At 67.3% G+C, this 24892-nt stretch carries 10 protein-coding genes and 2 pseudogenes; 6 read left to right on the forward strand and 6 right to left on the reverse strand.

Going from position 1 to position 24892, the window contains the following annotated elements:
* Positions 1 to 162: 162 nt before the first annotated feature.
* A complete protein-coding gene (locus tag OG470_RS32425; RefSeq protein WP_328418408.1) occupies positions 163 to 1083 on the reverse strand; it encodes a M48 family metallopeptidase in 921 nt (306 codons plus the stop codon).
* Between OG470_RS32425 and OG470_RS32430 the strand changes: the two are divergent.
* The 4 genes and pseudogenes from OG470_RS32430 to OG470_RS32445 all read left to right on the forward strand — a co-directional run.
* Positions 1006 to 2211, forward strand: a pseudogene (locus OG470_RS32430) (recombinase family protein); the annotation flags it as partial. The gene OG470_RS32425 and the pseudogene OG470_RS32430 overlap by 78 nt on opposite strands.
* Positions 2212 to 2989: 778 nt before the next feature.
* Entirely contained in the window at positions 2990 to 6283 is a 3294-nt protein-coding gene (locus tag OG470_RS32435) for an NACHT domain-containing protein (RefSeq protein ID WP_328418410.1), read from the forward strand.
* Positions 6284 to 6603: 320 nt separating this feature from the next.
* Positions 6604 to 9726: a patatin-like protein gene (locus tag OG470_RS32440; protein ID WP_328418412.1), complete on the forward strand. Its 3123-nt coding sequence runs from the start codon at positions 6604 to 6606 to the stop codon at positions 9724 to 9726.
* A 1337-nt stretch (positions 9727 to 11063) separates the two neighbouring features.
* Positions 11064 to 11237, forward strand: a pseudogene (locus OG470_RS32445) (IS5/IS1182 family transposase); the annotation flags it as partial.
* 89 nt (positions 11238 to 11326) lie between these two features.
* Here OG470_RS32445 and OG470_RS32450 read toward each other — a convergent pair.
* From OG470_RS32450 to OG470_RS32460, 3 genes are all read right to left on the reverse strand, one after another.
* Entirely contained in the window at positions 11327 to 13261 is a 1935-nt protein-coding gene (locus OG470_RS32450; RefSeq protein ID WP_328418414.1) for a DNA/RNA non-specific endonuclease, read from the reverse strand.
* A gap of 172 nt (positions 13262 to 13433) precedes the next feature.
* On the reverse strand, positions 13434 to 13781 hold the full coding sequence (locus OG470_RS32455) for a hypothetical protein (RefSeq protein ID WP_328418416.1): 348 nt from the start codon (positions 13779 to 13781) through the stop codon (positions 13434 to 13436).
* Positions 13782 to 14140: 359 nt separating this feature from the next.
* On the reverse strand, positions 14141 to 15466 hold the full coding sequence (locus tag OG470_RS32460; protein WP_328418418.1) for an FG-GAP repeat domain-containing protein: 1326 nt from the start codon (positions 15464 to 15466) through the stop codon (positions 14141 to 14143).
* A 541-nt stretch (positions 15467 to 16007) separates the two neighbouring features.
* On the opposite strand from OG470_RS32460, the gene OG470_RS32465 reads away from it, so the two are divergent.
* Entirely contained in the window at positions 16008 to 17738 is a 1731-nt protein-coding gene (locus tag OG470_RS32465; protein WP_328418420.1) for a M4 family metallopeptidase, read from the forward strand.
* A gap of 292 nt (positions 17739 to 18030) precedes the next feature.
* Positions 18031 to 19119, forward strand: a complete 1089-nt coding sequence (locus OG470_RS32470) for an ISAs1 family transposase (protein WP_328414502.1) — start codon at positions 18031 to 18033, stop codon at positions 19117 to 19119.
* Positions 19120 to 19327: 208 nt separating this feature from the next.
* Here the strand turns inward: OG470_RS32470 and OG470_RS32475 are convergent, their stop codons facing one another.
* A complete protein-coding gene (locus OG470_RS32475; RefSeq protein ID WP_328418422.1) occupies positions 19328 to 21490 on the reverse strand; it encodes a hypothetical protein in 2163 nt (720 codons plus the stop codon).
* A gap of 154 nt (positions 21491 to 21644) precedes the next feature.
* Positions 21645 to 24881: a hypothetical protein gene (locus OG470_RS32480; protein ID WP_328418424.1), complete on the reverse strand. Its 3237-nt coding sequence runs from the start codon at positions 24879 to 24881 to the stop codon at positions 21645 to 21647.
* Positions 24882 to 24892: the final 11 nt, after the last annotated feature.

A 24892-nucleotide genomic window follows, 5' to 3' on the forward strand; every position in this document is an offset into this window, starting at 1 on the left:
AGTCCGTGGGGCGACGTCGACCACAAGTCCATGGTCGTCGTTCATGGTGACCTACGCTCACGCCCAGATGACCCCCATCAGCCCTGCTGGGCCGGATTGACGGACATCACCCGGCCAGGCTCGGACCGAGCACCCCGGGCCCGCCCTGGTGGCGCAAGCTCTTCAGAACCGGTCCCGGGTTCCGAGGAGGGCGTTGTGTGCGGCACGGCGCCACGGCGCGAGTTCAGTATCGATTTCGGCCCAACGGATGTCGTCAGCGCAGAGAGCTCCGTCGATGTCAGGCAGGGCCTCGATCAGCCGCATTCGCTGGTCTTCGCTCGGGTGGGTACTCCACAGGTCGGTGGTTCGCCGGCTGAGCTGACGGGCCAGCGGCAGGTGGGCGGCCAGGCGTTGCCGGGCTTCAGCAGCCATCGTCTCCAACTGCTCGCCGTCGATGCGCGGCGCCAGATGCCACAAGTCCTGCCAGATCCGGCCGGCGAGCAGGACCGTCTCGGAGGATCGGAGGAAGGCCGCGCTGCCGGCGACCCGGCGGGCGACCAGATCCGCCCGGTACTCGGAGCGGCGGCCGTCGGGCATCGCCACACTGTCGACGAGCAGCTGAGCCGTCGCGCCGGCGACATTGGCCAGAGCGACGATTCCATGAACGATCATCCCGAGGAGAACGACCGTCCCCCTCCCCCGCTCAGCTAGCGAGTCAGCCGCGCGAACGGCGCGTCGCCAGGGGTTCCGCCCACCGGTGGCCGCTACCGCCCGGGTGCCGAACGTCCTCGCCAGCAGGGTCCTCCGTACCCGAAGCGGATCGCCGTTGGCCAGATGACCCAGCTCGTGGGCCAAAAGCGAAGCCCGAGCCGGCCGCGGCAGCATCACCCACAGGGGGATCCCGATGACGAGCACCGACCGCTGGCGCCGACCCAGCCGGGCGACACCGGCGTTGAGGCTCAGGTCTGCACAGATCACGTCGGGAACCGGCGTCCCGGCGGCATCGGCGACCTCCCGCACCAGACGGTGCAACTGGGGGGCATCACGCTCGGTGATCACGCCATACTTCGGCACCCGCCCGAACGACGGCTTGACCAGCAGCAAGACGAGCACAGCGACCCTGAGTCATCCCGTAGCTGGCAACTCACTCGGGCGATGACCCTCATCCAGCCCCACGGCGGCCATATCGCCGCCGAGTACTTCGACATCGGTCAGAGCCGTTCGCTGCCGTGGCAGCGTCGCCCACACGCCAGCCGACTGCTCGCCGCGCTTCGCGACCCAAGACGCGGGTTCTCCGGGGTCGTCGTCGGAGAACCCCACCGCGCGTTCTACGGCAACCAGTTCGGCCTCACCGTGCCGCTGTTCACGCACTACGGCGTCGAACTCTGGGTACCGGAGATCGGCGGCCCGATCGACCCTGACAACGAAGCCCACGAACTCGTCATGTCCGTCTTCGGCGGCATGAGCAAGGGCGAACGCAACCGCATCAAGCTTCGCGTCCGTACCGCCATGGCCGCCCAGACCCTGCTCGAGGGCCGCTACCTCGGCGGGCGTCCCCCATACGGCTACACACTGCAGGACCTCGGCCCCCACCCCAACCCGGCGAAAGCAGCCGACGGCAAACGCCTACGCGGCCTCACCCCAGACCCGCAGACCGCCCCGATTGTCCGCCGGATCTTCCACGAGTTCCTCGCCGGCAGCGGCCTCTTCGCTATCGCCGAAGGACTCACCAGCAACCACGTGCCCTGCCCCTCCGCACACGACCGTGCCCGCAACCCCCACCGCAGCGGCATCGCGTGGTCCAAGAGCGCCGTCCGCGTCATCCTCACCAACCCCCGCTACACCGGACGGCAGGTCTGGAAAAAACAACGCACCGACGAGGTCCTACTCGACGTCGACGACGTCGCGCTCGGTCACACCGGAGTCATGCGCTGGAACCCGCCAGACAAGTGGGTGATCTCCAAGGAGATCACCCATCCACTCATCATCGATGATCCAACCTTCGAACAGGCTCAGACGCTGCTCAAACGACACCGGCTGGGCCTGGACATCCCGCAACGGCAACGCCCCGCCCGTAACGCGTACGTCTTCCGTGGCCTGATTTACTGCGCCGCTTGCCAGCGCCGGATGCAAGGCCAGTACAACCACGGCGCCGCCTACTACCGCTGCCGCTTCCCCCAGGAATACGCCCTCGCCAACGAAGTCTCGCATCCCCGCAACGTCTACCTCCGTGAGGACGCCCTCACCGACCCACTCGACACATGGCTCGCTACCGCGTTCGATCCCGACCGCCTTGAAAAGACGATCACCGTGATGGCAGATGCCCAGTTGGGGAAGCGGGCCTCCCCCGCCATCGCCGCCGCTCGCACGACCATCGCCGAGTGCGACGCGAAACTTGAGCGCTACCGGGCAGCCCTCGACGCCGGAGCCGACCCCTCGGTCGTCAGCAGTTGGATAGCACAGACGCAGGCCGAACGAACACGGGCCGAAACCGATCTGCACACGCCGGACTCCGCCGCACCACGCCGGATGACCCAGGAAGAGATCACCACGCTGGTCCAAGCACTCGGGCACATCGTCACAGTGCTCCACGATGCGGACCCCGCCGACAAGGCCGAGGTCTACCGACAGCTCGGCCTGCGGCTGACATACCATCCGCAAACGCAAACGGTGCACGCTAAAGCTGATCTCAGCGCGCACCGTGGGCCTATGGGTCGTGTCCGAGGGGCGACACGGACCGAAGCCCCACCGTTGCTAGCGCTGACAACAACTCTGCAGCTCGCGCACGCCTGGCTGCTCCCCCATTCGGGCGTACCGCCTTTCCAGCCGCGCGCGGCCGGCTTCGCCGCGCCTGGTCAGAGCGAAGGGCCCGGCCGCGCGGCCAGTACGCCGACTGTCGTCGACAGGCTGCCGCGGGATTTACCGGAACGCGGCGCTGGCCCTCGGGTGCGAGCACTAGCGTGGGCCTGGAAGGGGATCACCCCTCTGGCCGGTACCAACCATGTGGATCATGGGGGTGTCCATGCGCGGGCCGAAACGTGGTCCGGTCTGGGCGGCCCAGTTGTGGGTACGCCAGCGCCGGCGCAGGTGGCGTACCCGACGGGAACGCCAGGCCGAGCGGAAGCGCCGCCGGCGGACGGATGAGCGGCCCGACCATCGGATGAGCTGGCGGCACCACCGCGGGTTGCGGTGGACCATCATCGGCACCGCCGGGGTGCTCGTGGTGTGGACCGTCTTCTCCCTGGTCCTGACGGTCCTCAACATCGAGCCCGGTTTCCTGCGGGTGTCGAAGTGGTGTGCGGGGGACCAGCCGAGGTCGTACTACTGCGGGCAGGTGGAGGGCTTCGTCAAGGGGCCACTCATCCTGGCGCTGGGCCTCGCGGTCTTCCTGTTCTGGCGATACGTCCCGGTCCGTCGCTGGTACGACCGCAACGCCCTGCGCAATCTTCGGATGGTGCTTCCCACCGCCGAACGCGACAGCAGAGCGGGCTACGTCGTGGGCCGGGACGAACTGTGCGAACTGATGGTCCGGCGGCTCCGCGACGAGCACCGCCGGCGGCCGCTGCTGCTGGTGGGCGGCATCGGCACTGGCAAGACCGCGACCCTGGTGCGCCTCGCGGAGATGCTGATGGACAGCGGCGTCGTGCCGGTCGGGATCGACCTGCGCACCGTCACGGACCCGGAGAAGCTGAACTTCCACCAACTCGCCCTCGAACAGTTCCAGAAGACCATCGACAGCCAGTTGCACGCCGCCGGCGAGGCCGACAAGGTGTGGCGGCGGCTGTGGCTGGAGAACCGGATCGTGGTGCTGGCCGACGGCCTGGAGGAGGTGCTCGCCGACTCCGGCCAGCCCGCCGACCGGGACAGCGTGCTCCGCGAGGCGGTGCGGGGCGCGGTCCGCGAGCGGCTCCCGCTGGTGGTCGCCTCACGGCCGGACGATCCGCTGCGCGGGTTGGACGCGCTGCTGCTGCAATTGGAGCCGCTCTCCATCGGCGCCGCGTTGGAGTACGTGCAGACCCGCAGCCACCGCTCGGACGCCGGCCAGCAGTGGGACCCGATCACCGAGCTGGTCAAGGCCGCCGACGTCGCCGACTCACCGTTCTACCTGCGGGTCATCAGCCAGCTCCACGAGGTGGACCGCCTGGACCGCGTCGGGCCGACGGACCAGGGAAGATCCGCGCTGCGCTGGTGTCTGCTCGAGGAGTGGTGGGCTGCCATCGTCGCCGGAGACCTGTACGAGGACTACGGCATGCCGCAGACCGAACGGACAGACGCGATCGAGGTGCTCTCCGCGCTCGCCTGCATCGGGTTGCGCGACAACCGGCTGTCGGTGCGTACCACCGACCTCATGAGCGCCGACGGCGCGAAGGACGCTGGCCGGCAGTGGATCCTGGCCGAGCTCCGGGCCCGGCTGCACAAGCTCAGTGCCGACAACCCGCAGGACCTCGGGCTCGCCGAAACCACCGGGGAGGAGCTGAACATTGTGGTGAAGCGGCAGGACGGGGTGCGTTTCCAGAACGGGGTGGTCCAGGCGTACCTCGGCTCGCGCTACCTCACCGCGGCCCTGCGCGACGACGACTTCCTGGAGCAGGCCTTCACCGAGAACCACGGCCCTGGACGGGAACTGCTCGCCGCACTCACCCTCTACACCCGTAGCGCGGGCGCGTTCGAGCGGCTGGACGGGCGCCGTGCGCCACCGGTGGCGCACGGAACCCTGCTCCGGCTCCGGGATGCCTTGCGGCCGACGGTGGGACCGTCCCCGGGTCCCCGGAACGCGAAGACCACCCGGGACCGGTCCATCGCTCTCGTCCACCGGCTGTGTGCCGCGGCGACCGGGACACGCAACCGCACCCGAGCCTTGGAGCTGTTCGCGGCCGCGCTGGAGATGGACGCCGCCAGCGGGCACACGGCGCACCGGAAACTGGCCGACACGATCCTCGGCGCCTGGGCGAACTACCAGGGCGACGGCTCGATCACCGACCGCCCGCTCGAGGACGCCAAGGTCGCCCTGGTACACCGGTACGGCGACGCCGCGCGGCAACTGCGGGACCGGCCCCGTGAGCCCACCGTATTCCGGGGACAGCCGCCCACACCGCAGTACCGACAGCTGTTCCAGATGATGGCGTACGAGACGTCGTACCTGCCCCGGCTGACCACAGCCCGCCAGATCGCCGGCGGCGGCAACGCCGCCGTCCGCTCCCTGCGCGACCTGCTCGACCAGCCGCCAAAGGCGGCCGACACCCAGGGCCGGGAGCGCCTGGAGGAGCTGCGGACCTGGCTCGCCCCATCCCTTTTCCTCTTCGCCGACGCCGCACACACCCCTGGCGAACCGGACTGGCAGGGCGTTGCCCGGGATACCCTGCGCCGCTGGGTCGACCGCCTGGCCACCGACTTCCGCGAGGGCGCCCGCGTCTACGAGATCACCCTGGCGCAGGGGTTCCGGATGGCGGCCAACTGCCGCACCTACCCGGCGCACCGCAGCGTGCTGATCGAGGAAGCCGAGAAGGCACTGCGACACTCCCGATTCTGGTACTCCCACCTGATGCTCATCCAGGCACTCACCCTGCTCGCCCTCCCCCGCGATCCCGGCGAAGCGTTGCGCGAGCGGGGTCACGGTTCGGACCCACGCGGCCTGGTGAGCTTCTGGACCTCCATCGCCGGGGGCGGGCTCCGCGCCCCGCAGCCAGGCAGCGGTACGGCTCACCCCCTCGTCCTCGAGGTCGCGGACCTGTGCGTCGAGGCGCTCATCGACCGCCACCCCGAGCAGCACTGCTGGCTGGACGAGCGGGAGATCGTCGGGCAGATCGGGTCGGTCAGCCCCCAGCCGGGCATCCGCCGGCACCAGGCCTCCTGGCTGCCGCCCTGGCACGGCTGGGCCGTCCTGGAACCGCGGGCCCAACGGCTGCTGGCCGACGTGATGCTGCTGCTCAACCTCGCCGACCGCGGACAGGACAATTCCGAGCGGGCGCGTCGGCTCACCCGGGCCAGCCGAGCCGAACTGCCCCCGTGCCTCACCATCGACCGCACCGCCATGCGGGTCACCCTCAGCCGCCGCCAAGCCCACGACGTACAACCAGGCGCCACCTGCATCGACGACTGCCCGTTCCGGCTGTGCCCGCTGCCACCGAAGGGAGACGAGCTGCCGTACCAGATGGACGAGGCCTTCTGCGCCCACCAAATCGACCTCGTCGGGCGCTCGCTCCGCTCGCCTGGGCGGGCGGACTGGCAGGCGGTCAACCGGCAGGACCTGCGGACGTTCTGGCGCGAGATGTCCGAGCGGATGGCCCCCGCCTGGCGGAAGTAACAAGACTAATTGCGGGCGGCGCGCTACGCGGCAGCCTGGCGGCAGGAGCAGTCGGCCCGGTGGCAGGCAGGCGCGACGCGGGCCGGCACGCTAACACCTACCAGCATGCCTTCAAGAACTCGCACAAACCATGCAGGCCACCTCGCTCAGGCATCAACCCCAGCCATCTTGATGCTGTGCTCGCACCCTGCGCAGCACACACTTTTCGCTCCGGGGCAGCAAATTCGCGCGCTAGAAGTAGCTGACGGCGTACCATACCGGACATGGATGGACGACCTACCCAATCTCGCTCGTCGCTCATCGCCGTCGCCGGGTAGTTGATGGCGCAGTCAGTTGAGGATCAGGCGCGGCAGCGGCCGACCTCTCCCAGCGAGGAAGCCGACCGACAGGACATCCGCCTTGCCGTGGTGATGACCGGTGGAGTCAGCCTGGCGGTGTGGATCAGCGGCGTCACCCTTGAGATCTTCCGCCTGGCCACGGCCCGCACGGACCCGGGATCGCCGTACTCATCGCTGCTGGACCTGCTTCGGGCCGACGTTCGCGTCGATGTCATCTCGGGAACCTCGGCGGGCGGTCTCAACGGCGCCTTCCTCGCGCTGGGCCTCGCCAGGGGCGGGGACCTGTCCGTCATGCGCGACCTGTGGCACGAACACGGCAGTCTGGACCGGTTGTTGCGCGATCCCTTGTCGCGCAGTCCGAAGTCCCTGCTCAAGGGGGACGACTACTTCCTTCCCAAGGTGAGGGACGCGTTAGAAAAGCTCATCTCGGACGCTAGATCGCCCGTCAGCCGCATCGACGACGAACGAGCGCCGATCGAGTTGGTGCTGACCGGGACGCTCTGGCGGGGCCGGTCCACGTCGTTCACCGACGACTTGGGTGTCGCGATCACCGAGGCTGACCACGACGCCACCTTCCGGTTCGCCGATCTTCGGGCCGGCTACCGCGATGGCCGGCCGGTCAGCGGTGACCTCGCCGCCGACGCCGTGCTCGATGAGTTGGCCGCCGCAGCGCGATGCACCTCCTCGTTCCCGGGCGCGTTCGAGCCCCACTTCGTGCGGGTGAGCCCCGGAGACCCGGGCCGGGACCTGCGGTGGGAGTCCGCCGCAGGCCGATCCAACTTTCGCGAAGCGCAGCACGTGATCGACGGCGGAGTGCTTCTCAACAAGCCGATCCGCCCCGCTCTGGACGCGGTGTACCGGCAGACCGCCGGCTTTCAAGTGCGCCGGGTGCTCGCGTACGTCGCCCCGGATCCGGGTGAGCAGCTCTGCCCCTCCCCCGCAGCCGCTTCGGCGGCCGCGCCGCAGCCTGACGTCGTCGGGACAGGGTTGCCGCTCCCGTCGGCCCGCGAGGTGCTGCTCGGAGTCCTCACCCGGCTACGAGCGACGGATTCCGTTTCCCGGGAACTCACCGAGATTCGCAGCCGCAACACCAACGTGCGGATGCGCCGCCGGGCACGTGACCGGTTCGCGACGGCGATGATCGGCGTCGCCGACCAGCTTTCCGACGGGGCATGGCCGGCGTATCTGGAGGTCCGCGTCGAGAACGCGGCCAACACGATCGCCCCCCTGCTGATGGCGGGGCAGCGCGGCCGGCCCGCCGAGCAGTGGAGCGCCCAAGAACTGCTCGCCGCCCTTCGGCAACAACGGATGTCCTTCATTCCGAAAGGCTCCCTCACGGAAGCGCTCGAGAGAGCCGGAGCAGGCTGGGACTGGGGGCAGACCACCGTCCAACGCCTGGCCGACATGACCGTCGACCTGCTCAAACGATCGGTATGGCTGGCCCACCTCGGGTCGCCGGAGCGGACGGCCATCGTGCGCTGCCGCGAGAAGGCGGCAGCCACGCTGAAGGCGATCTACGCAGGCCGGGAAGAGCTCAACCGCTACTGGTCCACCGCACCGACCGGACCGGCGCAATACGGCATCGACCCGATGCCCACGCGCCGCGGCTCGATCAACCAGACGGCCGAGAACGTGCCGGAACTCGAACGCTGGCTCTCAGCAGCGTTGGCGGCCTGGGACGCCGTACCCGGCCCCGGTGACGTCGTCCGACGGGCCCGGCTCCACCGACAAGCCCTCGAACTCGCCCGGAGCCTTCGCGAGGTCGCCCCCGCCGTGCGGACCGTGAGCGAGGCAGGAAACGACGTGCTCGATCCGGATGGCGAGTGGACGGAGCGGCTTGCCGCACTCCACCAGTTCCTCATCCCGATGCAGCCCGCCGACGAGACGGTACTGCAGAACATGCTGCGCCTCGACGTCGTACAGCTCGCGTTCACCAGCGCCAGCCAGGAGCCGGAGCAGGAAGTGGAACTCGCCAAGGTCTCCTCGCTGCACCCGGACCAGTTGACCGGCATCCAGCTGCACCATTTCGGCGCCTTCTACCGCGGCTCGTGGCGCCTCAACGACTGGTTGCACGGCCGAATCGACGCGGTCGAACAGCTCGTCCGGATCCTGCTGGCACCGGAGCGACTACGGCAGTGCCTGCTGGCACCCGGGTCGGCGACCTGCGCTGGTCCTCGGCCCGCACCTGCCGAGGCGGTGGACCGGCTGATGAAGGCGTTCGAGCGATGCGCGGTTCCCGACCAGTCGTCGGACCGAGGGTGGCTGGCCGAGCAGTGGACGCAGGACCGCGCGGCGTGCGAACGCGAGGTGGAACAGATCATCGCCAACCCGGACGCCCGATCGTTGAGCACCTGCACCCGCGCCATCGCCCGACCCATCCAGACCGACGTGCTCAGAGCAGACCTACCCGGTCTCGCCGGCGCGGTACGCGCCGAAGAAAACGATCGCGCCAGGACGACCTGGTTGGAGTCCTTCGACGCCGCCGACCGGAAGACCGGCCGGCAGATGTCGGCCCAGGACCTGTGGCGGCTGTGGGACGAGGCTGCGCAGATCGGCAGGGAGCGCATCGGAGGCGACGTCGGAAGTGACACCTTCGCGCGAACCTTGTCGCACACCGCCGCCGTCCTCGCCAACGTCGCCGGCGACACGACTCGCACCAAGCCGGTGGCCGTGGTCCTCTCCGCATTCCGCGGCTACACCCTCGCCGTCTGGGCGATGGTGGCCCTGCTCACCCGCCGCAGCGCGATGGGCACCCATGCGGTGGAGATGGCCGTCGCGGCCGGCGCTGTGCTGCTGGCCGTCTCTCTGCTGGTGCCCGCGGTGCCGGTCGCGCTGACTCTCCTCGCGGTCCTCCTGCTGCTGGCCGGGTTCTCGGCTGCAGCCCTGCTCTCGCCCCGGACGAGGCCGGTCGGCCTGCGCCTGGTCGCAGCGGCGCTCGTCGTCCTGCTCGCACTCGGCGGCATTCTATGGTGGGACTGGTCCCGCAACGGCAAGGCGCTGATCTGGAGCCTGTCGATCAAGCTCGGGGTCACGCTGCTCATCGTCCTGCTCGGCTGGTGGGTGGCCCGCGCCCGGCCCCGGCAGTCCGGCCGCGACCGCGGATAGGGCCACGCCGGGCCAACCCGCGAGCCTCAGAGGACCGGTCGCGTTTGTGGCGGGTCACCCTGAACATGTAGGCGGTCCCGTTGGCGAGGTTCGGGATCGGGCAGCTGGTCGACGGCGGGTTCGCCGTGACCGTAGTCGACGGCTGCGTTCGAGCCGATGTAAGGGGTCAGCGTGTAGCTCGTGACCGGACTGCCACTGCCCGGCGGCGTCCTCCGCGACACGTACGCGCTGCGGTCTGCGGGCGTCGCGGTCACAGCAGTCGGCGCGGCGGGCGAACGATGCCCACGTCTACCACACACTCACCATGCGTCCGCTTTGCGGGATCCAGTAAAACTGCCATCCGGCCCGCCGTTTCTCGCTACGCTTTTCCTGTTGACTGCCGTGATGCGGTCCATGGCGATGGTTGGGCAGGCTGAATCCAACTAGGAAGAGGATCCTTCCATGGTGGGCCACTCCGAAGACCGCGCGGCACGGGCGCTTCTGCGCGAGGTCCTCCGGCGCCGAGAGGCGCCGGTTACGCGGACTTTAACGAAAGTGCTCACAATAACGACATCGGTCATACCAAAAGGCGACTGTGCATCTATCGTGCAGGAGGCGATCATGGCTCAAGAAGCTCCGGCTATACACGTGGGTTCAGATACAAGGGCCAAATCACAAGCAGAAGCCATGAGAGACGCGGAATTCGCAATCCGCGAGACCGGCCTAGCGGTGAGCTTTACGTCCGATCCCCACATCGCAGGTACCGGTACACTAAATGGCGCAGGGGTTTCGGTGCTGGTCACCTGTCTGACGGTGGGCCAAAGAACCTTCATTGAGGTCGTAGGCATGAGCCTAGATTCGGGTGCAGCAGAGCAAGCCCGCAACAGGGTTCGTACCATCACCATGGGCGTACCGAGCTAAGAATTTCGGGCACAACCGACCGGTTCAGAACGAGTCTGAGCCCATAAGCCATGTCCATCGTGGTCAAGGGTTGTTGAGCAGGCAGGCGAGGGCCGCGTGTCGCTGCTCCAGATAGGGCGAAGCTCCCGGTGGGACAGCCACAGAAAGACGGCCCAGCACGGGTGCTTTTTGCTGACCTATCCTGCCAGCGTCCCGCTGTCACGCGCGGCCTGACCCGCCTCACCGAACTGATCCATGATCGCCGCCGCACGCTCGGCGGCCGCTGGCGCACGCTGCCGGCACAGCAGGAGAGCCTGATGCCTTGGCCGATCTGGGGTAACGGCGACACCTATGCCCGCATTGAGGCTGGCTTCGAGGTGTCGGTCAGGACCGTGTGGCGGTACCTGCGCCAAGCCGTCGACCTGCTTGCCGCCTGCGCCGACGACCTCGCCGCCGCGATGCGCCGGGCCGTCCGGCTTGCCTACGCCATCCTCGACGGGCACGCTGATCCGGGTCGCCGGCAGCGGCTCTACTACTCCGGCAAGCACAAGCGCCACGGCGTGAACGTGCAGGTCCTGGCCGACCCGGCGGGACTCTGGGCGTCGGCCGCCCTGCCCGGCTCAACCCACGATCTCACCGCGGTCCGCATTCGCGGCCTGATCGACGCGTTTGACCAGCACAAGGTGCCGCCGAAGACGCCGCTAGCCACGATGAAAATGGCTCAGAGGACGAGATCTCGTGGGTGGATGATCTCCTTGGCGATGAGTCCTTCAAGTCGCGCGAGTGGGTCGGCGTCACTGAGGGCGCCAAAGGAAAGTTTGGTGACGTCCTCGATGCGGGCGATGGGCACCTGGTAGGTCCGGTAGGCACCGTAGGAAAACGCTTCGGGAACCAGCTTCAAGCCGCGGATCAGGTCTTCCTGACTGAGCATGTATGCGGTGGCCGAGAGTTCGCCGGTCTCCTTGACCATCACAACGACCTTCCAGAACTGGCGAGGCAATTGCACGCCCCGATACTCGTCGTCGTCGTCGGCAAGGACCGGACCAGTGAAGACAGTGACCTTCAGGTCGCGATTGTCCGCGTTCTCGAGGATGTAGTCCTCGAGGCCCGCCCAGGTCGTCTGGTTCTGGTTGAAATCCTCATGTTGAGGGCTGCAGTTGGTGAAGTGGAAGGTGTCATCGTTCGCGGCTTTGGCGGCCGTGCGCGGCACGCCCCATGCGGGGTCGAGCCGGCGGACGAGGTGACCACGGTCAAGCGGGTTGGCGGCGTACACCTCTTCCCCGGTCTGCTCGTCCTCGGGCACCCGTGGGTCGAAGGACCAGCGATCTGATTCACGGCGCAGCCGGACACTGGAGTTGCCGTCAATGTTGACGGCGGTGAAGAATGCCAGCCGCCGTTGCTTGTTGAGCACAATGCTGAAGTGGTGGTATGGCAGCACATAGCAGTGGTCGCCGGTAGCCATGCGGTTGACCGCTGCCAGGGGCACCTGGTCGGCGTGGAGGGCTGGCAGCGGCACGGGACACCCTTCGGCGAGGAAATCCGGGGCGTAGCCCTTGCGGTCGGCGTAACGCGGGTCGATCGTGATCGCCTCCCGCCGGCCTGAAACACGCACCTCACGATTGATCGGGCCCCCGCTCAGGCGGGCGCCGAGTGGTAACGCTGGCGCCGCCGCCAGCCCACCGGCCGGCCCGGGCGCCTGCTGCGTCGACCCGATGGAAGGCAGGGTGACCCCGTCGGCGAAGACCCGGTCCAGCAGCGGCTGCTGCGCCGGGGGCAGCGATCGGTCTCGTAGAAAGGCCAGCAGCCGGCTGACTCGGACTCCTTCGTTCACGATCCCGCCAAGTTCGCTGCTGTCCGGCACCGGAACACTGGCATGATGCAGCGCGACGAACTCCCACTGGTCGTTGAAGACAGGCGAGCCGGACGATCCGGGTTCGGTGTCCGTCTCGTAGTGCAGGAAGCTGTCGACCAGGTCCACGACCCGGTTTTCCCGCAGCGCGACCTGCTTCTTCTCCCCCCGTGGATGCTGCACGATGCTCACGAAGTCGCCGACGATGGCCTTGCCCTCCGACTCGATGAGCCGGTTGAACCCGAACCGGCTCAGCTCTGCCGGGGTCCCCTTCACTGAGACGAGCGCGAAGTCCAGCTCGGCATCTGCGAGGAAGAACCGTTCCGGGTCCAGTGTGAACCCCTGCAACGGCAGTGGGCGGCCGTCGGGGCCGTCCTGGTAGTCAAATTCGACGCTGCTCCGTTCGGCCACCTGCTCGTCCGGCAGAACGTGGTGGTTGGTCAGCAATAGTTCGGGAGTGACCATCGACCCGGTGCCGTAGCCGACAAGCCGGCCCCGCTCGTCACGAATATTTACGCGGCCCACCCCGCGTGCGGCGACGACCCCGCCGTCGAGATAGTCCACCCCGAGAAGATCGTTGGTTTGGATGATGCGTTCGAGGATGGCGCCTGCCGCCGCCACCGCGGCCGGCTCACCTGCCCTGATCGCGGTGGGGCTGACGGGTCGCACGTCCGGGTAGTGGCGGCTCAGCCGGTCGATACGTGTCGCCACCCGGTCCGGCTCATCCGCTCGGGCGATCCCGCCGGGCAGGCGCAGTGTGTCGATCTTTTCCCTTCGCTGAACGACCCTGCTGGCCACTCGCGCCATGGCTGAATCCTGTTGCTTGGAACGCCTGACTTCCGGATCCACTACGCTCTCCCGTTTTCCATCGCTGTTGAAACGACGCCAGCAGGCGGCCGGCCAACACCCTCCGCGGCCTTGAGCACTGGCTTCCACCAGCCCTTCAGCACACGATCACGATCGTGCAGTGCCGCGCTAATCAATCTCGCCTTGCAGAGATCGAACTTTGGGCTGTATTCGTGGCCGCCCGGATGCCGAAATAGGCGGTCGTGATGGACCCGATAGCGGTAAAGGCACTGGTGAGTATTGCGACGGCTTGACCGTTTGCCGAACTCGAATCCAACACAACTAGACCAACGATTGCCGCTGCAGCTATGACGGCATCACCCATGACCACCACGAGCAGCCCAGTTATCGCCCGCGCCCGCTGAACGCCATCGCTGGTCTCTGCCAAATTCCGCTGAGCAACCTCCTCGGGTTGATCTCCAGGTGAAGTCGACGGTTGATCATTCTGTTGATTCGGCGGTTGAGCCGAGCTTTCAGTCATGGCACCTCCGAGCCTTCCGCCTCCGCAACCTCCGCAACCTCCGCAAAGGTGGCGCCCCCTACCTTGATGGTCGCCACAAACGTGACCTCAACCTCTGGTCCCAACTCCTGACAAGTCTTCTCAGTGCCGCATATGGTTTGGGCTTCGCCGGCCGACAAGTCTGCGGCGTCAGCCGCTGGCTCGGCAGCTTTCGCGGAGAGGTCGGCAGCGTCGGCCGCGCGCTCGGAGTCTAGTACGGACGCCTCGCCGGTGGCCGCCGAGATTCAGCAGCTACTGCCCTTCATGCCCTCAAACCACAAAGCAGTAGGCCGAAGACAAGCCCCAGAACTCTGGTGCCGACTCGAACCTTGCCTTGCGTATTAGCCCAGTTGGCTTATCAATACGCCGGCTTCGCCGAAGCCCACGATTTCCGCCCTGCCGTCGCCGTTCGTGTCAGCCACGAAGCGGGGGTGTTTGTCCGTCCGCCAGCCACCGGCCGAATAGCCGAAGTCGTCGACCACCTTGCGCGGCTGCTCGAACTGGCCGTTGCCCTGGGATCGAGCTACCCAGACCCCGCCGTCACCGCAGCCGACGATGTCGGCCGTGCCGTCGCCGGTCGTGTCAGCCAGGAACCGCGGGTGCCTGTCCACCCGCCAGCCCTGCGCGGTGCAGAAATCGATCAGCGACGGTATCGGCGCGCTGAAGGTCCCGTCGCCCTGCGCCAGCGAGACCCAGACCTTGTCGCCGGCGAAGCCGACCAAGTCGGCCCTGCCGTCGCCGGTGATGTCGGCCATGAGCCGTGGGTTGCTCTCCATCCGCCAGCTACCCGCACCCGCCGAATAGCCGAAGTTGTCCCCCACCTTCCGCGGCTGCTCGAACTGGCCGTTGCCCTGGGATCGAGCTACCCACACCCCGTCCTCGCCGCAGCCGACGATGTCGGCCGTGCCGTCGCCGGTCGTGTCAGCCAGGAACCGCGGGTGCCTGTCCACCCGCCAGCCCTGCGCGGTGCAGAAATCGATCAGCGACGGTATCGGCGCGCTGAAGGTCCCGTCGCCCTGCGCCAGCGAGACCCAGACCTTGTCGCCGGCGAAGCCGACCAAGTCGGCCCTGCCGTCGCCGGTGATGTCGGCCATGAGCCGTGGGTTGCTCTCCATCCGCCAGCTACCCGCACCCGCCGAATAGCCGAAGTTGTCCCCCACCTTCCGCGGCTGCTCGAACTGGCCGTTGCCCTGGGATCGAGCTACCCACACCCCGTCCTCGCCGCAGCCGACGATGTCGGCCGTGCCGTCGCCGGTCGTGTCAGCCAGGAACCGCGGGTGCCTGTCCACCCGCCAGCCCTGGCTGAAACAAAAGGCCTGCAACGCCACGTTCGCTGCGGAGTAGCTGCCGTCGCCCTGCGCCAGCGAGACCCAGACTTTTCCTTCGCCGAAGCCGACCACGTCGGCCCTGCCGTCGCCGGTGATGTCGGCCATCAGCCGCAGGTGCTTGTCCACCCGCCAACTACCAGCCGAATAGCCGAAACCCTTCACGGCCAATCGGATGTTGCTTGTCACAACACGCTCCAACATCAGTCCGGGACTGTCCGGATTGCCGGTTCTCTGTTCCGTGGGAGAAGCCACCGCACATGTCTGGCGGCTACGTCCGGCGGCGGTGCCAGGTCCGTAGCCACTGTCCGCCTTACGGGCCGTTTCGAACTCAGCGGTCATCCCGCCTCCCGCATCGCCATGCTATGTCGGCCGTCCGCTCGTCGTGCCATTACGTCAATTCGCCTTGATTACTCGGCCTTCTCGCGGATGCTCAGGGCGTTCACGAGGTGGTCCGCCTCACCGGTTGCTGAAGTCTGGCGCCACCGCACCACGCACCCTCAGTGTCGGTTGACTCGAGCCCAGCCTGGCGCAGCCGGCGCCAGCGTCCGTTGATGAGGGCCGGCCGCGACGAGCTGTGAGAGCTAATCCTCCAACGGTGACAAGATCAGCACCCCGCCGTCTGGTACTGGACAGCGGGATCGGCACCGCCAACACCGCAACCCTCGTACGCTTGGCGGAGTTGCTCACCGATACCCGTATCGTGCCGGTCGGCCTTGACCTGGGGCGCGGCAGTGCGCGTGAGGACCTGGCTTCAACTAGCTCGCCCGGGAGCGATTCCAGCCGACCCTCGGCACCCACCCGGATGTCGAGGGTGAGGCCGAAAAGTCGGTGAGGAGTTCCACTGATCCCGTAGGCAACAGCTCGGCGTCATGAAGCGATCGTGAAGGAGACGCGGCCGATGCCCGACAACGGTTTGACGAAGTTTTCCCTGCACCGCACCGACGAAGCCCAGGTCCCCACGCTTTCGGAGATCGATGGGGAGTTGGAACGCGCCGACCACGTCCGCGGGCTGACCTTCGAACCCGCGACCCTCGATCCCGAGACTGTCGCCCGGCGCTACCTCAATCAGATGATCGCCAGTCCAGCGGTGCCTGCGCTTACCGCAGGGGGCCGGGAAGGACCGGCGACCGAGTACCGGATCATCGGCACCGAGACCGCTCCGCTGACCAACACAACCATCGTCAAATTTTCCCAACACCGCTACCGGATCCCCGTCTACGGTTCACTGATCACCGTCGAACTGGACACTGACAACTCCTTTCTGTCCATCAACTCCGCCCTTGGTGATCCAGACCGGGTCGATCCAGTCGCTGCAATTTCTCCAGCTCAAGCCGTGGACGTCATCCGCGACGACGCGGGTGACGAAGCCCTGCCACTGGCGGAGATGCCGCGTCTCTACTTCTACTTCGACAATCGCACCGAGCCACACCGATGGCGGCTCGTCTACATCGCCAAGGACGTGCTCAGGCGGACAAACGCCAACGGCAACGCCCGCACGGGCGAGACAAGTGCGGCCCTACCAGAACTGGTCGACTACATAATCGACGCCCACTCTGGTGAACTGGTGGCCCGACCCACTCGGACCCAGACGGTGACGTGGACAGCCGCCGACGGGGACGGCGTCGACGGCCTCGGGCACACCCGGCACTTGCGCCTGGAGCACGACGGCAACGGCAATCTCCGGCTGAGGGACACCGGACGGAACGTCCACACATACAACTTTCGCTTCAAGGACGTCGTACACCAGGAAGGAGCCCTGCCTGGCGACCTCGCCGCAAACCCGCCTGACCCGTGGGACCCTGGGGCCGTCAGCGCCCACGCCAACGCGGCTGAGGTCGCCGACTTTCTGCTGAACACTCTGCGACGCAACGGCCTCGACGGCCAGGGAGGACCCTTCATCTCCAGCGTCAACTGCACGTACCTCAACCCCGACCCAGCCAACAGAGAGTGGCGGAACGCGGCCTGGATCGGCACCCAGATGATCTACGGCCAACGCGCCGTCGGCGGCAGCCTGCAGTCCTACGCCGTCGCCACGGACGTCGTCGCCCACGAGATCACCCACGGGCTCACCGATCGGACCGCCCGGCTGGAGTACGAGACCGAATCCGGAGCGCTAAACGAGTCGTACTCTGACATCTTCGGCATCATCATCTCCAATTTTCCCTGCCATGACGTCAATCAGTGGAACTGGGAGATGGGTGAGGACCTGGATGCCAGTGGCGTGCCCCTCAGGGACATGAGCGATCCCACCAAACGGGGGCAGCCCGCGCACATGAACGACTTCAAGAGGCTGAGGTCCGGAGAGGATCCTGCCAACCGCAACGACTGGGGCTACGTGCACCGCAACAGCGGCATCCACAACAAGGCCGCCTTCAACCTGCTTACGGCAAAGACCGCAACGGACGACCAGACTTTCAGGGTTGAGGAGGCCGCGTCGCTCTTCTACCTCGCGCTGACAAATCATTTGTCGCGCAGATCCGGCTTCAGCGACAGCCGCCGAGGGATCGACCTTGCCGCAAGGACGCTCTTCCGCAACGAACCACCCGAGACCCTCAACGAGAAGCTGGCCGCCATCGCCAAATCGTTCGACGACGTGGGGATTGCAACCTGAACGGGCCAGTGCGGTGTCCACCAACGTTGATCGAGGTACCCGCGGGGACAGGGCTCCGGCAAGGTAGCGATATGACCGGTCTGGCCGTTTGAGTGCAGACGCTCCTGATCATCACGGTATGAGGACAGGCGCGGCCTTTCGATGATCATCCAGGTGTCGAAGCTGGGAAGATCAAAGAGGACCGCGCCCGTTGGGAACATCATCGCTGATTGACGTGTTGGCCGTGCACGCGGACCGCTTGGACGAGCCGTTGACAGGCGGCCGGACGAGCTTGGTCACGGCGTTGAGGCAGGTGCCGGACCGGCGAGACCCTCGCGGTGTCGTCCATGCGCTGCCCGGGGTCCTGGCCGCCGCGGTCGCGGCGGTGTTGACCGGCGCCCGGTCCGCGGCGGCCGTCGCCGAATGGGCCGGCGACGTCCCGCAGCAGGTCCTCGCCGAGTTGGGCGTGTTCCGAGACCCGCTCACCGGGGTGTATCGGGCGCCGGACGAGTCCACATTCCGGCGGATCCTGGCTGGCGTCGACGCCGACGCCCTGGACGACGCGGTCGGCCGGTGGCTCATCGCCTCCGGGCCGGCGGCAGGAACCCCGACCGGGCGGCGTGTGTACAGCGTGGACGGCAAAACCCTGCGGGGCAGCGGACCGGCCGGAGCGCAGGTGCACCTGCTGGCCGTGCTGGACCAACGCACCGGGGCGGTCCTCGCCCAAGTCGACGTGGCCGGCAAGACCAATGAGATCACCCGCTTCCAGCCGCTGCTGGCCGCCCTCGACCTGAGCGCGGCGCTCGTCACCGCTGATGCGTTACACACCCAACGCGAGCATGCCCGCTGGCTCGCCGAGACCAAGCACGCCGGCTACCTGTTCACCGTGAAGAAGAACCAGCCGCGTCTGTATCGGCAGCTCAAAGCCCTGCCCTGGACGAAGGTCCCGGTCCAAGACGAGACCGGCGAACGCGGCCACGGCCGCTACGACATCCGCCGTCTACAAGCGGTCACCTGCACCGGGCCGCTCGCCCTGGACTTCCCACACGCCGTCCAAGCCCTGCGGATCCGCCGCCGCCGACTCAACCTGAGCACCGGCCGCTGGTCCACCGTCACCGTCTACGCCATCACCAACCTGACCGCCGCCCAGGCCAACCCCGCCGACCTGGCCGACGGGCTACGCGGACACTGGGCCATCGAAACCCTGCACCACATCCGCGACACCACCTACGGCGAAGACGCCAGCCGCCTGCGCACCCGCAACGCACCCCGCGCAATGGCCACCCTGCGCAACACCGCGATCAGCCTGCTCCGCCTCGCCGGCATCACCACCATCGCCCAAGCCCTCCGCCGCAACAGCCGAAACCCCTACCGACCGCTACAACTCCTCGGACTCACCTGAAGTCCGGCATATGACTACCTTGCCGGAGCCCTGCCCGCGGGGAGTGTATTGGACGGGTCGTTGCGGACTCCGGGGGCAGCGGCGGCGCGAGGATCAGTTGGCCTGCAGAGGGGGGCCATCTCTCTTGACTATGCCGTCGCCCACTCGCCAGCCGGCTGAGCTCAAGTGACATCAGACAGGCTCCCACCCTTGGCCGGCGCCAGGCGGTTCAACCGAATGCGCGCGTCACGACGTGAACACGCCTGCTCTCGTCTAGCAGTACGCCGCACGGCATGGTACCCAGGACAACCGCCTTCCCGCAGAGAACCTTCGTGAACGGCGGATCCCCATCCCAGTGGGACCACTCCCCATCCGGGCTCGCGGTGGACGTGACCCAGACCTCCTTGTCGTGGACGATGACGGCGACGAGGCATCCGGCGGGGTTTCCCGGGTCGTCACGCATGGTCCCGATAATCTGCTGGATGGGGGCATCGGCGGGACAGCCTCGTGCCGTCCAGTGCGGCTCTCCGTCGGGTGTCCATCGCACAGTCCACACCTGCCGGCTCAAGCCGACGGCGACGATGTCCACAGTTGCAGGCGTCACAACCCCGACGCCGATTCCCGCGGAGATCTTCTCCGTCGGGGTCGGGGTGCCCAGGTCACGCCAACGGAAAGAGGCACCGTCAGGGAGGCTTATCCAGAGGTGCCCGTTGTCGGTGACGACAACCGCGACCGGCAGCTGTCCCGCCGCAGCCGCCAGCACCTCCGCTCCCACGAACCCGAAGATCTGACGACCTTGCGGCGCGCCAACGTCAGTCCAGCACCATTCAGGCCCGGACCGCGAACGCATCCAGATCCGCCCGTCGTCCGCCAACACGTGCACGGTCGGCACCTCGGCCGCACCGACGGCGATCGGCGCGACCCCGCACTCGATCGACGTGCCGGGGGTCGGGGCGCCGTGGTCAACCCAGGACGAGCCGGCCGCATCCACGGTCCACGCCCACAGATGCCCATCACTGCCGACCACAAAGACCCACGTCGCCGGGGGGCTGGCACCAGCCACGGCGAACACGCCGACGCCCGCCTTGGATGTGACGGCGGCTGCAGGCCGGCCGTGGTGGTTCCACGGCTGAGCCCCTCCCTCCCCCACCCACAACCGGCATCCCCACAAATCGCCGTGCTCGTCGACGACGAACACCACGCTCGGGGGCTGAGCGGAGGCATCGTCGGGCGCATCGGTAAAGGCCCCGACGACATCGGTCACGGATCCGGGTCCGGGGTGCTTCTGCCAGCTCGTCCCGGCGTCGTCCGACTCAAACGTCCACAGGTCCGAGCTCCAGGAAACCCCGGCGGTCCACAGACGTCGCTGCGGGGCCGTCGCGTCCACCTCGAAGGCCGCAGTGGGGCTGACAACCGCCACGTCGTCTGGTGTGGTTCCCCGATCCGTCCAGGTGCCGTTCAGCGACCGCGTCCAAATGTTGTGGCCGGCGCGGCAAACGACGACGGGCTCCTCATCGGGTTGGGGGTCTGGGCCTTTGCCTGCAACCACAGCCGCGCCGACCTCTTGCGCAACCGACGGCCGTCCCAGGTCGCACCACCGCCAGTCATGACCGGAGCCGATTACCATGCCGATGGTGGTCTCCGGGAATCCCGTCTCCACAATGGCGCACGCCTCCAACCGGCCGCTGCTGTCACGGATGCTGGTCGCCGAGAGCCCGGGGCCGAACGTGAAGAAGCCGAAGCTGGGCTGCGGTCCCCCGGGATCGATCCACTTCCACACCGAGTTTTCGCGTACGGCGACCCTGAGGGCGAAGTCCGGGCTGTCGCCGTGGCGGACCAGGGCGAAGATGTGCTGCTGCGGTTCCGCCGCCGGGGCGACGGACGCGATCGCGGACGCGAGTGGCCCGACGAACAGGTCGGGGTCCGACATGATTGGGAACCATGTGCCGTCGGGGTCGACCCCGACGCGTATCCATGGTCGTTGGGAAGGGCTAGTCACCACGAGCGTGTGTCGCGTGGTGGTGTCGCGCCTCGTGGTGCTGTTGACAATTTTGCCTGCGTCGACAAAGTCGAGATCCGAGTCCCGGGTAGGACCACCGAGGTCGACCCACGACCCGGACGTGGCCTCCGACCGGTACAGCCAGACCTGGGTATCGCCGCCGACCACGGCCAGCGTGAGGGTGCCGGATGCTTCGACGGTGAGCAAGGTAGCGTCTCTGACTTCGTCTGTGGTGGGCGGCGTTCCTACGCGCTCCCATCGCCAGGCCGGTCCCGTGCGGCGCCGCAGGTATAGCTGGCCGCCTGCGGTGCCGACCACGATGGCAGTGGCCTCGCTGCTCGCCCGTGCCCACACGACTTCACCAGGAGTTCCGAGACGAATCCAGTTGGCCATCAGCGTGACCCTGCCAGGCTAGTCCCCACCTGAGGATTTCGCTGGAGGTGCGCTCCCGTCCAGCTTCCGCGTACAGCTGTGGTGAAGTGCCGCCGGAGAGAGGATGTCTGCCGACGACGGGGCAGCGTGGGATCGGGTGGGCTGCCTAGGTGGCTCATCCTGTCGCTCCTCTACGAATCGTGTACCGGACGATGAGGTAGGGGTCGGCGGAGGTTTGGTCGCGACGCACGATGTCGTTGTCCTCGGCAACGGCCAGGGTGAAGGCGCCCTCGGCGGCGAGTTGGGCGTTGAGGTCCCGCAGCGCGTCGACGTCTGCGGGTGACGGTCCCGGTACGAGCTTGTCACCGACGATTCCGTAAAGTTCAATCGCTTGGAGGGTGATTGAAGCCGACTGCGCGAAATAGGGGAACCAGCTCTTGTCGATGCGCAGTGACAGGTTGGCGGCGCCCGCCAGGAACCGGGCCCACTCGGAGGGGAAGTCGTGGCGGAGGCTGAGCGAGCGCGCTAGCGCCTTGCCGTCTACGGCGGCGAAGCGCTCGCGCAGGTCGGTGACGACGGCGTCGGATCGCACCCCTGGGCGTGACGTGTAACTGATGTGCAGGACGGCATCGGATATGCTCGTGTAGTCAAACGTGCGCAGGTCCCCCGGCAGGCTCAGTGCCCAGGTGCTGATTGCGCCCGCTCCCTCGAACGGCAGGTATCGCTCGTCGCGCGCCGCGACGTCGAACAACCCCGAGTCCCGCACCGCGGAACTGGTGACGACCGATTCCAGCGTGCCCGGGTAGTCCAGGAACCGTGAGTCCTCTCCGGGCGCCCGGGTGTACTTACCGTCGAGAAGCCTCGGCTCTCGACGGATGGAGCTGTGCTGCAGCGATAGGGTGGCTGCGATCGATGTGTACGGGCCGGTCACGGCGGGAAGGCTGAGTGCGACGGTGCGGATTCGTCTCAAGTAGTGCCCTGTGGTTTCGAGGTCGTACAGCCATTCCGGCACGGTGAACTGGCACGCACCGCAGGAGCGCAGCTCGAGCAGGGCGTGCGGGTCAAGCATGCGCAGTGAGACGTGGGTGGTCATCTCGAACTCACGTCGGTTGTTCTCTATATAGGCCAGCTGCAGCTGTATGAGGTCGTGGTGCAGTCGCTCGCCCGCCTGCAGCCCGCGGCGGCCGGTGTCCCAGTGGGAATATCCGATGAAGGTCTTGTCGTCGATCTCGGGTCGCATCAGTTCCCGCTTTACGGCCTGCTCGGCCGAGCGGGCCACGTCGACCGCCGTTCGGTACAGCTCAGCGAAGCTGCGCGCGACCTCACCGCGCAGCCAGGTGTACAGCTCCGTGTTGGTGTCCTTGGTGGCCAGGAATGAGTCCACCTGCTTGGCTAGCCTGATCTGGTCGCCGGCGACGTCGTAGTCGCGCCGCGCGGCCTGCTCCCGCACCAGCGCGGCGATCAGTTGGCGCCCGTTTTGCATCAGCTCGAGCGCGGCCTGATTGCTGGCCTGCACGAAGTCGAGGTCACGGCGCTGGTACCCGGCGATCTTGGCCGCCCGGCTGCCATCGTGGCTTACCTGCTCGGCGGCCCCGCGGATGGCCGTGGCCAGCGTCCTTCCTACCGACGACAGCAAGGGTCCGCCGTATTCCACGTGTCCGCCGATGCCTAAGGGTTCGAGGTCGATGCCCATGTTGGGCAGCATTCCGAGTACCCCGTAGATGACGTCGATCGTGGTGGCGCGCTCCTGCATGTTTCTTACCATCGGCAGGTGGACGTTCAGTTCGGCGAACTCGTTGGGGATCAGATCCAATGATCCCTGGCTCTGCGCGCCCGCCTGAACCTGCGGATCGCCGTCGCGCGCCAGCCGCGGGGCTGGCCGGCTTTCCTGCACGATCGCGGTCGCGTACTGCCCGACCAACTGCTGGAGAACCTGCGGGAAGGTCTCCTCGGTCACCGGCTGGCGGGTCAGGCCGATGTCGCGCAGCTTGTCGACCTCGGACTCGGGGCGTCCGAGCAGCAGCTGGAAGTGACGGTAGCGGGCAAAGGTCATGGCGCGTGTGCGTAGCAGTGCTTCGGTGTTCGCCTCGGCTTCCTTCCACCCGAGGAAGCGGACGTCCCGGGTAAGCCGGGCCATGCCGATTTCGTGCCCCTGCCGCAGTCGGGCGAGTTCCTCTCCGTCGCGTTTGTCCATCGCGGATAGCAGTGCAGCTCCCGCCGATTTCACCTCTGCCGCGATTTCCAGTGCCTTCTGGATCAGCAGTGCCGCCCGCACCGGGGAGGTCGGCGCCCGGGTGCCGGCTACGGCTGCCGCGATGTCGATGCCTGCTGCCGTGGCGCGGGCCAGTAGGCCGGGATCGGGGGCGGGCGCGAACAACGAGAGTTGGCGGGCCGTTCCGGTGATGTCCTGGCAGTTGCGGATCTTGAACAGCCGGTCGGCGACTGTGTCCCAGTACCCGACCAGATGGTCGTTGCGCGGGACGCAGAAGTAGAGGCTGCGTCCGATACCGAGCAGCGGAGTGGCGCTCGCCGAGGCACCAGCCGGGGTTGGTGCCGGCGTACGCGCGAATGGTAGCTGGTTCTCTAGCTCGACCAGCGCATTCCCGAATGACTGGAGACCCGCGTCCTTGAGCTGGCGATAGCTCATCCGGGGTGCGGATCGGTGGCGTGGCACTTCCTGTGGGCGCGGGCCGAGGATGTTCGAGGCCAGGACGTACAGCTGGGTCGCCTCGTTGATCGACTCTGCGGTGTCGAGCCGGAACAGGCCGTCGCCCCAGGCGATGAGGTTGTCCAGGTACTTCATCACCACGTAGTACTGATAAGCCACGACCCGGGTGCGGGCGACCCGATGTGGACGGAAGGGTTCGCGGCGCAACCCTTCGTAGCTCTTCGCGGCCGAGTCCAGCAGTTTGCGCTCTTCGTCGCCGAGGTCCGAAGGTGGGCGGCTCAGCACCGCGACCAGCTCGTCGACTCGCGGCATGTCGCCCGGTTGGGGACATCGGAACCGGACAAACTTCCAGAACCGGTCGGGCACGGGAGCGGTGGCATCGGTCTCGGTCGGGTCGAAGATGTGGTGGAACCACCGCTGGGCTTCGGCGAAGCGCTGGTTCTTGCTCAGGTGCACCGCGATGGCCAACGGAGCGTGGAAGAACAGCTCCCAGTTGTAGACCGAGTAGGGGCCGGACTCGCTGACGTCGATGTTCTTCGGGGAGCAGACGACCTTGAACCGCGGGTCCTCACCGGGCGTGGACGGGTCGTTCGGATCGTAGATCTTGTCGAAGAACGACTCGCGGACCTGCTGGCACGCCAGGTCCAGGAGGCCGTCCACGGACTGCTGATTGAGCCGGTCCACGAGCATCCCGACGTAGGGATGGAAGTGGTTCTCGAACACGAAGGATTTCGTATCGGCCATGGCACGTCCTC

The organism is Micromonospora sp. NBC_00389 (assembly GCF_036059255.1).
In the GTDB taxonomy this organism is placed as follows: domain Bacteria; phylum Actinomycetota; class Actinomycetes; order Mycobacteriales; family Micromonosporaceae; genus Micromonospora.

Coding starts and splice junctions, on each gene's coding strand:
- OG470_RS32435 (WP_328418410.1), top strand. CDS start 2,990: ATGGGGGTGTCCATGCGCGGGCCGAAACGTGGTCCGGTCTGGGCGGCC.
- OG470_RS32440 (WP_328418412.1), top strand. CDS start 6,604: ATGGCGCAGTCAGTTGAGGATCAGGCGCGGCAGCGGCCGACCTCTCCC.
- OG470_RS32450 (WP_328418414.1), bottom strand. CDS start 13,261: ATGGCGCGAGTGGCCAGCAGGGTCGTTCAGCGAAGGGAAAAGATCGAC.
- OG470_RS32455 (WP_328418416.1), bottom strand. CDS start 13,781: ATGACTGAAAGCTCGGCTCAACCGCCGAATCAACAGAATGATCAACCG.
- OG470_RS32460 (WP_328418418.1), bottom strand. CDS start 15,466: ATGACCGCTGAGTTCGAAACGGCCCGTAAGGCGGACAGTGGCTACGGA.
- OG470_RS32475 (WP_328418422.1), bottom strand. CDS start 21,490: ATGGCCAACTGGATTCGTCTCGGAACTCCTGGTGAAGTCGTGTGGGCA.
- OG470_RS32480 (WP_328418424.1), bottom strand. CDS start 24,881: ATGGCCGATACGAAATCCTTCGTGTTCGAGAACCACTTCCATCCCTAC.